Raw genomic sequence first — 12,009 nt, 5'->3', positions numbered from 1 at the left:
CGTCGGGAGCGTCCCGTACCCTTGACGTCGACATGCGCGCCGAAACCGACACACTCCGGGCGTTCGCGCTAGAGATCGCGCCCGCGGTCGGCGTCGTGGCCGCCTACTGCGACAAGATCGAACATAACGAGCCCGCGGACGCCAAGGCGATCGTCGACGCCGGCGCGGTCATTGAACACGCCGTCATTGAATTGTCGAGCAGGCTAGACGTCGACATCATCGCCGCCTACGCCGATCGTCTTGCGCGCATCGAGACCCGCAACGTCCTTGACCACAACGACGCCTACGACGGTGCCGGCGCCGTCCGCGAGGCTCGTAGCTGGCGAGACCTTCAGCTTGTGCAGATCGAGCACGACCGGCATTTTCACCCCGACGTCATCGGCCTGCATAAGCTCGACCAGCTGCGCCACTATGTCCTGCATCTGGCAAAGCTCGTAGGCGTTTTTGCCGAGGCAGTAGACCCGGACGACCTGGTCACCCGGCGCCTGCCCGACTGCTTGCTGTTTGCCATCAAGCTGCGGACGGTGACCGGCGCTCGGCTGGGCGACGAGTTCCTGCCTCGAGCCCTCACAGGCGCAAGAGCCAGCGTGATCTAGGCGACGGGCAGGCCTCGCAAGGCCCACTTGGGCGGATAGCGCAAGGCGAGAGGCGCCGACGAGGCGGAAAATCGTGTCTTGATCCGCTTGCGGTCGCTCTTGAGGTGCGGGAACGCCACGCGGCTGTACTTGTCTAGCTCGCAGAACAGATTCTGACAATCGATCGCATGCAGCGGCCGGCCGAAGAGATCCTTGAAAGCCAGCCCCAACCGCTCGGGAGCATCCTGCTGCTCCTCGACCATCTGCATGATGATCGCCGTCATCTGCCGGCGTGTTGCATCAGGGAAGACCTTGCGGATGCCGCGCTCCGCGCCAGGACCGGCGACCGTGAAGTCGTCCTCGTTGAAGTCGGTGAGCTCGGAGTAGTTGATGTCGGTCGCGAGCTGGTAAGCCATGAACGGCCCGATCAGCGGAAACTCGGTGAGCGCCGAATAGACGTCCGCCATGCTCCGCGCGCGGGCCACCTGCGCATCAAGGCCGGTCCGCAGCATTGAGCGGACTAGCGCGACATGATTGCGATGCTTGCGTCCAAGCCCGAAGGCGTCATTGGCGCAGAGGATGAACGCCGATGTGTAGATCGGCCCCTCCCTCTGGAGCCGCTCGAGCGCGGCATCCAGTCTCGGGTCGTCGAGTGTCGCGGCAGTGATCGGCCCGAGTTGACTCTCCAGCGCCTGCCACGTTTCGACCCGGCTGAACAGCCGGAACAGCACGATCCGACACAGGATGTCCTGCGACGGAAACTCGTCTGAGCCGTAGATGACGTTCCCGATCAAGAACTGGCTGACGCGATCCGATGCGCGATACGCGTTTGTGAACTTGTACTCGCGCAGGATCGGATCGGACGTCCAGGGCGCGGGCTCGCCCCGCGCCCGTCGGTGAAAGATCTGCTGTCGCTCGCAGGCAAGATGCCAGTAGGCGCGGTAGACCTCGTTGTGGCGGCGCACGATGGCAGCATGTCATGGCCGTGCGATCGGCCCACTGTCGCCCCGGCTGGGCGCGCACGATCTCTTAGATCCAGCCGCGAGAAACGACGCTGACAAACCCGCGGAGTGCCTCGCTGCAGGTGCTCTGGGCCCGCAGGCAACCGACGTGGGTCGCCCGTCGATCCGGTTATGAGGTGCTCACCAGTCGCCGGGCCGACCGACGACTCCGCGCTCGGGCAGCGCCTCGATCCAGGCGACCGAGGCCGCAACCAGCCCGGCGCTGAAGCGGCATTTGTGGTGCTGGCCGCCGATCACTAGGTCCTCATCGTCGGTCCCGAACTTGCGCAAGTGCCCGGGAATCGCTGGCCCTGAGCCGCCGTAGTAGACGAACTCGCGGGCCACGAGCACGCGGTCGACCTTCGTGTCGGTGGCGACGTTAGCGGGGTTGGCGCTGCCGTCGCGAAAACTGTGGTGAGAGGGCAACTGTTGCCAAGAGCCGTCGGGGGCTCGGCGGTAGATATTGTCGCCGAAAGCGAGTTTGCGGCTGGCCCGGAGGTCCGGCCGCTTCCGTCGAAACCGCGGATCGCGCCAGTACTGGTCAAACGTCAGTACCTCGTCCACGCGCATTGCGTAGACGAGGAACCCAGCCCGCCCTTTCGTGCCCGTGCCAGTTCCGACCACCCAGTCGCCCGGTCGCGCGTACTTGCGCAGGCGTGGTTTACAAGTGGCCAGACTGCACCACCCGTGAAACGGATTGGGGGCGAAGCCGAAGTCGCGAGCTACGACGTAGCTGTAGGCGCGCACAGGACTAGCAGCCGAACCGCGCGATGTCGCGCTCGGCGCGGGTACGGCCCTGCTCATCCTCCCAAATGTCATCGCCGCGGATGGCCGCCAACAGCTTGTCACCGTCCCACGAGACAATGCTGTCGGCGTAGTCCTCAAGCCCTTCCGGGAGGTCGCAACCATCAGCGTTTGGTGCGTAGATCCCCACAATCCGCGTGTCGTGCCGTTGGGCATACTCCATCTCCCACTGCACGTACTCGCTCTTGCAAGTGTCGGGTGAGATGAGCACGACAACTGTGCCAGCCCAACGAATCCTCGGAGCGAGGATGTCGTACTTGATGTACTCCTCGCTCTTCGCCCTGTTCGGGCGCGTCTCGTTGATCGAGGAATCCCGGATGTTGAACTTACGGTCCGCGAGCAGCTTCTTCATTCGCGCCAGATAGGCGTCGTCTTCGTGGATGTGGCTGATGAACACGTTGGCCGAGTCGCTCATGGCTTCGTGCCGTACGATACAAGGGGCGGTCGACGTAAGTTCGCCTAATCGAGTTAGCCTCCCCGTTGATGCTCCCGCCCGTGCTTGAGATCTACGTCGTATGGCATCCCGCCGACGAAGCCGGTAAGGATGTTGCGGAGCTGCTGATCGACCATTTCCATGGCGACGCGTTCTCCGGCCTAATTGGAGGCGCGGTAGAGGTGTTCGTCCGCTCTGAGGGATGGGAATCGCCGGGCCACGCGCCGCGCCCCTTACCCGTCGTGTCAGCCCTGCCGTACGGCTTGCGCGAACCGGCCCTGACTGTTGTCGTCCCCGTGCTCGGCCCTGAGCTGGGGGCCGCGGTCGAGCCAGGCAGCGGTCCTTGGCACGGTTACTTGTCCAGCGCGGTCGACGCAAGGAACTCGCGTCCAGAATCCGTGGCGATCGTGCCCGTGAGCGGCCCCGGCACGCCAGCATCCGGCACGTTGATCGAGATCGTCGGGCCGATCCAAGGGATCCGCGAGTCGCGTGAGAACGTGTGTCGCGACCTCTCCCAGGCCGTGGCACAGTTTCTGGCTGGCGAAGCCGAGGTGCTCAAGGTCTTCATCAGCCACACCAAGCAGACGAGAGACCCAGACGGGCTCGCCGGCCTACTCGAGGACGTGCGGAATGAGATCCGAAGCAGCCGCCTAAGGGAGTTCTTCGATGCCTCCGACCTGCAGGTCGGGCGCGACTGGGCGCCTGAGCTCATGTCGCAGGCATCAACAAGCGCTTTGCTAGCCGTGCGCACCGATCTGTACGCGAGCAGAGCCTGGTGCCAGCGGGAACTGCTTACCGCGAAGCGCGCGGGCATGCCGGTCGTGATCCTTGACACCCTCTCGCTTGGAGAGGATCGGGGCTCGTTTCTGATGGACCATGTTCCGCGGATCCCGGGCGTGCCCGATCGCGGCGCTGCGATCCGCGCTGCCCTGAGCCGCCTTGTCGACGAGTGCCTCAAGCGAGCGTTGTGGTCGCGCCAGCGCCAGCTGGCCGAGTCCGAAGGTGTTGTCGATGTCGCATGGTGGGCCCCACATGCCCCGGAACCCGTCACCATGCTGCACTGGCTTCAGACTACGCCCGACAACGACGAACCATTGCTCGTCTTGCATCCCGACCCGCCGCTGGGCCCAGACGAGCTTAGAGTCCTCGAGGAGCTAGCCGCGACCGCTGGCATTGATGCCCGGCTGGAGATCACGACTCCCCGGGGATTGGCGACCCGCGGTGGCTGACAAGTTCGCGCTCGGGCCCTCCAGCCTTGCCAACGTTCGCGTCGGTGTCTCTGTCTCCCAGAGCGCCGAGCTGGGGCGACTAGGCCTGACCGACGCTCACTTGCGGCTCGCCCTTGCCGAAATCGCACGGGTCATCATCCGCGCCGGCGGCGTGATCGTCTATGGCGGGCACCTCCAGCCCGGTGGCTATACCGCCTTCCTCGAAGGCGAACTGGATCGTTACGCCGCAAGCAACCGGCCTCTGCATCTCGTCGTGCCGTGGGCAGAGCACCGGCGCATGACCCTCGGCGCGCTGCGCACACGTCGCGAGGCGCTCTCGCTCAAGGGCGAGTTCACCTACCTCGACGTCGGCGGCGTCCCAGTGGCCGCTGAGGCCGATCGCGGCCCGGACCCGGCTCCCGTCGAAAACGGCGAGGTCGGCTCGTCGCTAACCGCGCTGCGCCGCTATATGACCACGATCACTGACGCGCGTGTGCTGATCGGCGGTAAGGAGACTGACTATCAAGGCGTCGCACCAGGCATCATCGAAGAGGCGCTCCTCGCCATCGAGACCGGTCAGCCGATCTACCTCGCCGGTGGCTTCGGCGGGGCCACCGCAACAGTCGCACACGTGGCTTGCCGGATGTCGAGCCGCTGGCCTCCAGGCGCCCCTGCGGAGAGCCTGTGGACGCAGCGGTTAGAGGAGATCCTCGCTGCGGACGGCTGGGAACTGAACCGCAACGGTCTCTCGGAGGCCGACAACCGCAGGCTGGCTACCACGCACCGGCCCAGTGAAGTGGCATCGCTCGTGGCATCCGGGCTCGCGCGCGTAGTCGCCGGTCCCTAGCCGGCGCGCAATACGGGCTTCGGCGTTCAAGCGCGGGGTCCAGTCCGAGGGGCGGGTCTACGGACACCGGAGAACGCGTCGCCGAAGTGGCGTCTCATCTCCGTCAGTTCGAACCTTTGGTTGCGAGCCGCGGGCGGACCCGTACAGCTGCTCCTGTGTGCGTGCAGGGTCTCGTACAAGCGATGACGTTGGTCGCGCCGCGGCAGAGTGCCGCAGCGACGTTGTGGCGTTGAGGTCCTCGGCGAACGCTCGCGCCAGGATCCGCGCCGCGTCGGTTCGGGGGACGCTGTGGACGTAACGCATCGTCGTCTGAATGTCGGAATGGCCGAGCATCGCCTGAACGTCGGTGAGCGGGCAGACGCGCACGGCGATCGTGCCGAACGTGTGGCGGAGGTCGTGGAAGGTCATCGGGTTGTCCTTCTCGCGCAGATGGCCCAAGCCGGAGGCGATGAGGCCGCGGTAGAAGGCGTCGCGCACGCGGCCGGCGTCGAGCATCCCGTCGCCGCGGGTCGGCAGCGCAAGGTCCTCGGGCCCGTTGGGGTAGCCGGCCTGGCTGATCCGATCCAGCGCGGCGATGGCCTGCGGGATGAGGGGCACGGAGCGGCCTTTGCCCGACTTCGGTGCGCGCGGCTTGGCGTCGGCTGGGGCGGAGGTCGGCGCATTGCGTCGCACCCAGACGGCTTCGCCGGCGAAGTTCACGTCGCGCCAGCGCAGGGCTCGTAGCTCGCCGAAGCGCAGGCCGGTGTAGGCGGCCAGGCGCACGACGTCCGCCCACATCGCCCGGCGCTCGGTCATCGCGGCGAAGGGCCGGGGGTCGACCTCGCCGTTGACCCAGCGGGGGATCTCGCGGTCGGGGACGAGGGAGACGGCGCGGGCGACGTACTCGACCTGGGAGGGCTCGAGCACGTTGAAGTCGGGGTCGGGGCGGGGCTGGGCGACGATCTCGACGTCGTCGACGACGTTCTCGGTGATCCAGCCCTGCTTGCGGGCGTGCTTGAGGATGCGGCGCAGCACGACGATGCGGCGGCGGATGCTCTCCTGGCCCAGCTCGCCGCGCAGCAGTCGCCCCTGGTAGGCGGCGACGCGCGGGGCGGTGATCTTGCGCAGCGGCTCGTCGCGGGCGAACTCCTCGACGAACAGGCGGCCTACGACGTTGCGGTAGCCGTACATCGTCGAGGGCGCGGCGTTGCGCACCGTCTCGGTGTGCTCCAGCCACGCGTCGGCGGCGGCGCCCAGCGTCACGCCGCGCCCGCCACGGGAGACCACGCCGCGCGCCTTCTCGCCGCCGAGCAGGACGGTCAGCGCGTCAGCCGCTTCGCGCGGGGTCAGGTAGTCGTCGTCGGGCTTGGTCCCGTTGGCCGAGCGCCACACGATGGCGCCGCGCGGGGTGCGCCGGCCGCTGTCCTTGACCCAGGCGCGACCCAGCGTCTTGCGCGACTTGGAGCCGTCCTGGCGCGTGAAAGATGCGATCCAGACCCGCGAAAACCGTCGTTCTTCGACGCGAATGTGGCCGCTGACGCGGGACTGACTGGCCATCTGGACCTTCCTCCTCGGGGCGAGATGGGGCACTCCGAGGGGCCTCTAGAGAACAATTTGGAGAACAAATTGTAGGTCTGGAGGGTCAGGCGCTGGACGAAAAGACGAGCATTTGCAGGTCTTTCGTCAGCGCGCCCGGCAGGATTCGAACCTGCGACCTCCTGCTCCGGAGGCAGGCGCTCTATCCACTGAGCTACGGGCGCGTGAACTACTACGCGCAAGCCTAGCGGCGCTGGGTATGTGCGTCAGGAGCGCTCGACCGCGGAGGCCAGGTAGACGACGCGATCGCCGGGGACGACGTCGGCCGCGCGGGGGTCGTCGAAGCGCATCAGCTCGCCGTTGCGCTCGACGGCGATGACCGGTCCGGCGACGGGGAGGGCGCCGCAGGGTCCGGCTTCGCCCTCGTGGACGTCGCGCTCGTGGATGTCCAGGCCGGCGCCGATCGTCATGAGGTCGTCGAGCACCTCGACGGCGCGTGGGGCGTCGGTGGCCAGGCCGAGCATCCGGCCGGCGTTGGAGGAGGTGACGATCACCGACGTGGCGCCGCTCTGGTGCAACAGGTGGGCGTTCTCCTCCTCGCGGGCGGCGGAGACGATCGTGGCCGTCGGGTTCAGCTCCCGGGCGGTCAGCGTGATCAGCACGGCGGCGGGGTCGCTGTTGGGGGCGACGATCACCGCGGTGGCGCGTGCGACCTCGGCCTCGCGCAGGGCGGACGCCTCGGTGGCGTCGCCGGCGATCACGGCCAGGCCGTCGGCGATGGCCTGGGCGCGCGCGTCGGGGTTGGACTCGATCACCACGATCTGCTTGGGCGCGGTCCCGCGCGCCAGCATCGTGCGCACCGCGGCGCGGCCCTTGGAGCCGTAGCCGCAGACGATCGTGTGGTCATGCAAGCGGTTCCTCCAGCGCGAGACGCGCCATTCGTGACGTGTGCGCTCGGCCAGCACCTCGAGCGTCGTTCCCACCAGGATGATCAGGAACACGATGCGCGCCGGCGTCACGAGCAGGGTGGTCAGCAGTCGGGCCGAGTCGCTCTCGGGCCGCACGTCGCCGTAGCCGGTCGTGGTCACGCTGACGGTCGAGTAGTAGAAGGCGTCCAGGAGCGACACGTCCGAGCCGTCGGCGTCCACGTACCCGTCGCGCCCGAGGTAGGCGATCATCGCCACGAAGACGATCAGCCCGAGCGCGCACGCGACCCGCCAGGCGATGCGCTCCAGCGGCGGGCGGCCGCCGCCGGGCAGCAGGACCGCTACGGCCGGGTTGGACAGGGGTGCTCCTCACGATCGCTCAGAGCCGGGACGGTAGCTGGCGGGGTCGGGCTTCGCCCCGCGCTCGGCGCGCGAACGGTACTTTGCTGGCGAACCGTCCCGAGGAGAGTCCGATGTGCTTTGAGTTCGATGCCCTGCCGCCGAGCGTGCCGGCCGACCGGGTGATTCCGGCGCTGGCCGGGGGAGCGGCGGCCGAGCAGATCACGCTCGAGAGCGCCGACGGCGTGGAGTTCGTGGCGTCGTTCGCGCAGTGCCCGGATCCGGTCGGCGGGCCGGCGGTGATCATCCTGCCCGACGTGCGCGGGCTGTACCGCTTCTACATCGAGCTGGCCGAGCGGTTCGTGACCGCCGGGTACCACGCGCTGGCCATCGACTTCTTCGGGCGGACGGCCGGCGCGCAGGAGCGCGACGAGGACTTCGAGTTCTGGCCGCACGTGATGCAGACGACGCCGGCGCAGGTCCAGTCGGACATCGCCGCGGCGCGCGACTTCCTGGCCCAGCGGACCGGCGCGACGAGCTTCGTCACCGTCGGCTTCTGCTTCGGCGGCGCGCAGTCGGACCTGGCGGGCGCCAACACCGACCTGGGGCTGGACGCGGTGATCGCCTTCTACGGGACGCTGAACCCGGCGCGGCGCGGCATGACCGACCCCAACTTCCCGGCACCGATCAACCACGTCGAGGAGATCCGCACGCCGGTGCTCGCGCTGTTCGGCGGCGCCGACGAGGGCATCCCGGCCGAGGACATCGAGGCGTTCGACGCCGCCCTCAGCGCCAACGGCGTCCCGCACGAGATTCACACCTATCCCGGCGCGCCGCACTCGTTCTTCGATCGCTCCTTCGACGAGCACGCCGAGGCCTCGGCCGACGCGTGGCGCAAGGTCCTGGACTTCCTGGGCAAGGTGGGCGCGCCCGCCGCTGCGTAGGCACCGCCGGGCTCACGCGTGAAACCGGCCGATTAGCGGCCGGTACCTTGCGTGAGCCCCCATGGATCTCTCGATCTTCTTCGCCGGCACCGCCGGCTCCGTCCCCAGCGCGCGCCGCGGCCTGCCCGCGTCGCTCGTTCGGCGGGGCGGCGAGCGGATCCTGGTCGACTGCGGCGAGGGCACCCAGCGCCAGCTGCTGCGCTCGGTCGGCCTGGCCGATCTGACCGACGTCTTCCTCACGCATCTGCACACCGACCACTGGCTCGGGCTGCCCGGGATGCTGAAGTCGTTCGACCTGCGCGACCGCGACCGGCCGCTGACCGTGCACGGCCCGCCCGGCACCCGCCAGCTGCTGGAGGCGCTCCGCGGCATCTGGGGTACGAAGAACTACGTGGTGGAGATCCTCGAGCTGGAGCCGATGCAGTCGGTCCGGCGCGACGACCTGACGATCACCGCGATCCCGGTGCGCCACCGCGGCACCGCCTACGGGTATGCGTTCGTCGAGGACGAGCGGCCGGGGCGCTTCGACGCCGAGCTGGCCCAGTCGCTGGGCGTCGCGTTCGGCCCCGACTTCGGGCGCCTGCAGCGGGGCGAGACGGTCAACGGCGTCCGCCCCGAGCAGGTCATCGGCCCGGCCCGCGCCGCGCGCAAGATCGTCTTCTCCGGTGACACCCGCCCGTGCGAGGCGGTGGCCATCGCCGCCCATCGCGCCGACGTGCTCGTGCACGAGTCGACGTTCACCTCCGAGGACGGCGACCGCGCCCGTCAGACCGGTCACTCGACCGCGGCCGAGGCGGCCACGCTGGCCCGCGACGCCGAGGTGCGCCTGCTCGCGCTCACGCACCTGTCCACGCGCTACGCCGGCCGCGAGCTGCTCGAGGAGGCCCGGGCGATCCACCCGGCCACCGAGGTCCCGCGTGACTTCGACGCGATCGACGTCCCGCTGCCCGAGAAGGGCGACCCCGAGCTGGAGCACTGGACCAGCGGCCGCCCGGCGGCGGCGGCGCCGGTCGAGGCGGCGCCGTCGTGACCCCCGGTCCTCCGCACTGGGCGCCCGGCTGGCTGACGATCGGCATCGCGGGCGCGGCCGGGTTCCTGCTCGGCGTGGTCGTGCTCGTCGTGGCCCGCGGGGTCGTCCATGACGACGTGCGCACCAGCACCCGCACCCACACGATCGTGCGCACGCGCACGATCGTCGTCAAGCCGAAGGTCCCCAACGTCGTCGGCCTGACGGTCAACGACGCCGACGCGGCGCTGCGCGACGCCGGCTACAACGCCGACGTGACCGGCGGCGGCTTCTTCGGACCCAGCGGCGGCGACGCCGTGCAGACCCAGGACCCGGCGGCGGACACCGAGCTGCCCGTGGGCAGCACGGTCACCATCGACGTCGGTTAGTCGACGACGGCGACCGGCACCGCTTGCGGGTCTCGCGCGCGCACGCGCCCGAGACCGACGGCGATCAGCGCGGCGGCCAGCGAGGCGCCGGCCATCAGCCACCAGGCCTCCTGGAACGGCCCCAGCGGATCGGTCGGATCGGGCACCCCGATGATGGCCACCAACGTGGCGATGCCCAGCACCGCGCCGACCTGGCGGGTGCAGCTCATGACCGCCGAGCCCGTGGCGAAGCGCGCGGGCGGCAGCTCGGCCACCGCCGCGCTGCCCAGCGCCGCGAACGTCATGCCCACGCCGATGCCGGTCAGCACCATCGCCGGGAACAGCTCGGACAGGTAGTGCGGCGTCGCGTCGGTGCGCAGCGCGAGCAGCGCCACGCCGGCGGCGAACAGCGTCATACCGGGCACGGCGACGACGCGCTGGCCGTAGCGGTCGCAGGCGATGCCGGCCAGCGGCGCCACCAGCGCGGCCATGATCGGTCCCGGGGTCACCGCGAAGCCCGCCTTCAGCACGCTGTAGTGCCACACGCCGGTCAGGAAGAGGATGTTGCACAGCAGGACGGCGTAGAACGCGGCGGCGTAGAGGAACTGCGAGGCGTTGGCCACCGCGAACGAGCGCACGCGGAACAGCCCGAGCTCGACCACCGGCGACGGGTGGCGCGCCGAGCGGATCACGAACGCGACCAGCGCCAGCGCGGCGCCGGCGAACGTGCCGGCCACCTGGATCGAGCTCCAGCCCCAGTCGTTGCCCTTGACCAGCGCGAGCGCCAGCGCGCCGATGCCGACGACCAGCAGGGCCGAGCCGACCAGGTCGGGCAGGCGCGTGGCGGCGGGATCGCGCGACTCGACCAGCAGGCGCCGCCCGAAGAAGATGGCCACGATCGCCACCGGCACGTTGACCAGGAAGACCCACTCCCAGCCGGCCAGGTCGACGAGGATCCCGCCCAGCGACGGTCCGGTGGCGGCGGCCACCGCGCCGGTCGCGCCCCAGATTGCCGTGGCGGTGGCCCGCTGGGCGATCGGGAACTCGGGGAGCAGGAGAGCCAGGGAGGAGGGGACGAGGCCGGCGCCGGCCACCGCCTGCAGCACGCGCGCGGCGATCAGCGCCTCGCCCGACGGTGCGGCCGCGCACAGCGCCGAGGCGGCGGCGAACCCGGCCAGCGACCACAGGAAGACGCGACGGCGGCCGAAGATGTCGGCGATCCGCCCGGCGGGCACCAGCAGCGCGGCGAAGACGACGTTGTAGCCGTTGAGCACCCAGGACAGGGAGGCCAGCGAGTCGTCGGGGAACGACGTGCGGATGTCCGGGAACGCGATGTTGACGATCGTCGCGTCCAGGAAGCTCATGAACACGGCGGCGGCGGTGACGATCAGGACCTTCCAGCGGTGCGCCATGCCAGGGAGTATTACAGACTGAAATACGAGCTGTACTCTGAGAGGCGATGGAGCTCAACCAGACCCAGGTCGTGCTGCTCGGCATGCTGGCCCGCGGCCACATGACCGGCTACCAGATCAAGGCCTCGATCGACCGGTCCGTGCGCTTCTTCTGGAACGCGTCGGTCAGCGCGATCTATCCCGAGCTCAAGCGCCTGACCGAGGCCGGCCTGATCGACGCCACGCGCGACGGGCGGCGCACCACCTACGCGCTGACCGACGCCGGCCGCGGCGCGCTGCACGACTGGCTGATCGCCGACCAGGTCCCGCTCTACGAGCTGCGCCACGAGGGCATGCTGCGCCTGTTCTTCGCCGACGACCTCGACGACGCCGAGGCGCTGCAGGTCGTGCGCCGCATGCGCGAGGCGCACGAGACCAAGGAGGCGGCGCTGCGGGCGGTCAAGCCGCAGGCCGAGCGCTCCGGCGGCTGGGCGCCGATCGTGCGCGACTTCGGCGAGGGCTGGAACGGCTTCGTGATCGACTGGTGCAAGCGCACCGAGCAGCGCCTGGCCGGGGGAGACGCCTGACCCGCTGTTAGTCTGCGACGCGTTCCTTTAACCCGGTCCCGTGAGGCCAGGAAGGTGCGGAGACA

The 12,009-nt window shown here is 69.3% G+C and carries 13 protein-coding genes and 1 tRNA gene; 7 read left to right on the top strand and 7 right to left on the bottom strand.

Annotated features, from left to right (window positions below; translation table 11 throughout):
- Positions 1-32 precede the first annotated feature (32 nt).
- Complete coding sequence (locus ACZ5UI_RS08590) at positions 33-596, top strand: hypothetical protein (protein ID WP_464196244.1); 564 nt, start codon at positions 33-35, stop codon at positions 594-596.
- Here the strand turns inward: ACZ5UI_RS08590 and ACZ5UI_RS08585 are convergent.
- The 3 genes from ACZ5UI_RS08585 to ACZ5UI_RS08575 form a co-directional block, all read right to left on the bottom strand.
- Positions 593-1,540, bottom strand: a complete 948-nt coding sequence (locus ACZ5UI_RS08585; RefSeq protein ID WP_464196242.1) for a nucleotide kinase domain-containing protein — start codon at positions 1,538-1,540, stop codon at positions 593-595. The genes ACZ5UI_RS08590 and ACZ5UI_RS08585 overlap by 4 nt on opposite strands.
- Before the next feature lie 177 nt (positions 1,541-1,717).
- Entirely contained in the window at positions 1,718-2,323 is a 606-nt protein-coding gene (locus tag ACZ5UI_RS08580) for an Nmad2 family putative nucleotide modification protein (protein ID WP_464196240.1), read from the bottom strand.
- Between the two features lie 4 nt (positions 2,324-2,327).
- On the bottom strand, positions 2,328-2,795 hold the full coding sequence (locus ACZ5UI_RS08575; protein ID WP_464196238.1) for a TIR domain-containing protein: 468 nt from the start codon (positions 2,793-2,795) through the stop codon (positions 2,328-2,330).
- Between the two features lie 80 nt (positions 2,796-2,875).
- Between ACZ5UI_RS08575 and ACZ5UI_RS08570 the strand changes: the two genes are divergently transcribed.
- Positions 2,876-4,042 (top strand): hypothetical protein, encoded by a 1,167-nt coding sequence (locus ACZ5UI_RS08570; RefSeq protein WP_464196236.1) that lies wholly within the window; start codon positions 2,876-2,878, stop codon positions 4,040-4,042.
- Positions 4,035-4,868, top strand: a complete 834-nt coding sequence (locus ACZ5UI_RS08565) for a hypothetical protein (RefSeq protein ID WP_464196234.1) — start codon at positions 4,035-4,037, stop codon at positions 4,866-4,868. The genes ACZ5UI_RS08570 and ACZ5UI_RS08565 overlap by 8 nt, the downstream gene beginning before the upstream one ends.
- A 57-nt stretch (positions 4,869-4,925) precedes the next feature.
- Here ACZ5UI_RS08565 and ACZ5UI_RS08560 read toward each other — a convergent pair whose 3' ends face one another.
- The 3 genes from ACZ5UI_RS08560 to ACZ5UI_RS08550 form a co-directional block, all read right to left on the bottom strand.
- A complete protein-coding gene (locus ACZ5UI_RS08560) occupies positions 4,926-6,404 on the bottom strand; it encodes a tyrosine-type recombinase/integrase (RefSeq protein ID WP_464196231.1) in 1,479 nt (492 codons plus the stop codon).
- Positions 6,405-6,534: 130 nt separating this feature from the next.
- A tRNA-Arg gene (locus ACZ5UI_RS08555) sits at positions 6,535-6,607 on the bottom strand.
- A gap of 42 nt (positions 6,608-6,649) precedes the next feature.
- Positions 6,650-7,561: a potassium channel family protein gene (locus ACZ5UI_RS08550; protein WP_464196229.1), complete on the bottom strand. Its 912-nt coding sequence runs from the start codon at positions 7,559-7,561 to the stop codon at positions 6,650-6,652.
- Positions 7,562-7,782: 221 nt separating this feature from the next.
- On the opposite strand from ACZ5UI_RS08550, the gene ACZ5UI_RS08545 reads away from it, so the two are divergent.
- The 3 genes from ACZ5UI_RS08545 (at position 7,783) to ACZ5UI_RS08535 (ending at position 9,987) form a co-directional block, all read left to right on the top strand.
- Entirely contained in the window at positions 7,783-8,592 is an 810-nt protein-coding gene (locus ACZ5UI_RS08545; protein WP_464196227.1) for a dienelactone hydrolase family protein, read from the top strand.
- Between the two features lie 61 nt (positions 8,593-8,653).
- Positions 8,654-9,622, top strand: coding sequence for a ribonuclease Z (gene rnz / locus ACZ5UI_RS08540; RefSeq protein WP_464196225.1), 969 nt, complete (start codon positions 8,654-8,656; stop codon positions 9,620-9,622).
- On the top strand, positions 9,619-9,987 hold the full coding sequence (locus tag ACZ5UI_RS08535) for a PASTA domain-containing protein (RefSeq protein ID WP_464196223.1): 369 nt from the start codon (positions 9,619-9,621) through the stop codon (positions 9,985-9,987). The genes rnz and ACZ5UI_RS08535 overlap by 4 nt, the downstream gene beginning before the upstream one ends.
- On the opposite strand, the gene ACZ5UI_RS08530 is transcribed toward ACZ5UI_RS08535, so the two are convergent.
- Positions 9,984-11,378 carry a DHA2 family efflux MFS transporter permease subunit gene (locus ACZ5UI_RS08530; RefSeq protein ID WP_464196221.1) on the bottom strand — a complete coding sequence of 465 codons (1,395 nt, stop codon included), beginning with the start codon at positions 11,376-11,378 and terminating at the stop codon, positions 9,984-9,986. The genes ACZ5UI_RS08535 and ACZ5UI_RS08530 overlap by 4 nt on opposite strands.
- A gap of 47 nt (positions 11,379-11,425) precedes the next feature.
- Between ACZ5UI_RS08530 and ACZ5UI_RS08525 the strand changes: the two genes are divergently transcribed.
- Positions 11,426-11,944, top strand: a complete 519-nt coding sequence (locus tag ACZ5UI_RS08525; protein WP_464196219.1) for a PadR family transcriptional regulator — start codon at positions 11,426-11,428, stop codon at positions 11,942-11,944.
- The last annotated feature ends 65 nt before the right edge of the window (positions 11,945-12,009 follow it).

The sequence above is a fragment of the Conexibacter sp. JCM 18997 genome, assembly GCF_055391915.1.
This window is presented reverse-complemented; position numbering and strand designations above follow the sequence as displayed.

Bases quoted from the DNA above. Each gene is read 5' to 3' on its own strand.
- ACZ5UI_RS08590 (WP_464196244.1), top strand. From the start codon at position 33: ATGCGCGCCGAAACCGACACACTCCGGGCGTTCGCGCTAGAGATCGCG.
- ACZ5UI_RS08575 (WP_464196238.1), bottom strand. From the start codon at position 2,795: ATGAGCGACTCGGCCAACGTGTTCATCAGCCACATCCACGAAGACGAC.
- ACZ5UI_RS08560 (WP_464196231.1), bottom strand. From the start codon at position 6,404: ATGGCCAGTCAGTCCCGCGTCAGCGGCCACATTCGCGTCGAAGAACGA.
- ACZ5UI_RS08550 (WP_464196229.1), bottom strand. From the start codon at position 7,561: ATGATCGCCTACCTCGGGCGCGACGGGTACGTGGACGCCGACGGCTCG.
- ACZ5UI_RS08545 (WP_464196227.1), top strand. From the start codon at position 7,783: ATGTGCTTTGAGTTCGATGCCCTGCCGCCGAGCGTGCCGGCCGACCGG.
- rnz (WP_464196225.1), top strand. From the start codon at position 8,654: ATGGATCTCTCGATCTTCTTCGCCGGCACCGCCGGCTCCGTCCCCAGC.
- ACZ5UI_RS08530 (WP_464196221.1), bottom strand. From the start codon at position 11,378: ATGGCGCACCGCTGGAAGGTCCTGATCGTCACCGCCGCCGCCGTGTTC.
- ACZ5UI_RS08525 (WP_464196219.1), top strand. From the start codon at position 11,426: ATGGAGCTCAACCAGACCCAGGTCGTGCTGCTCGGCATGCTGGCCCGC.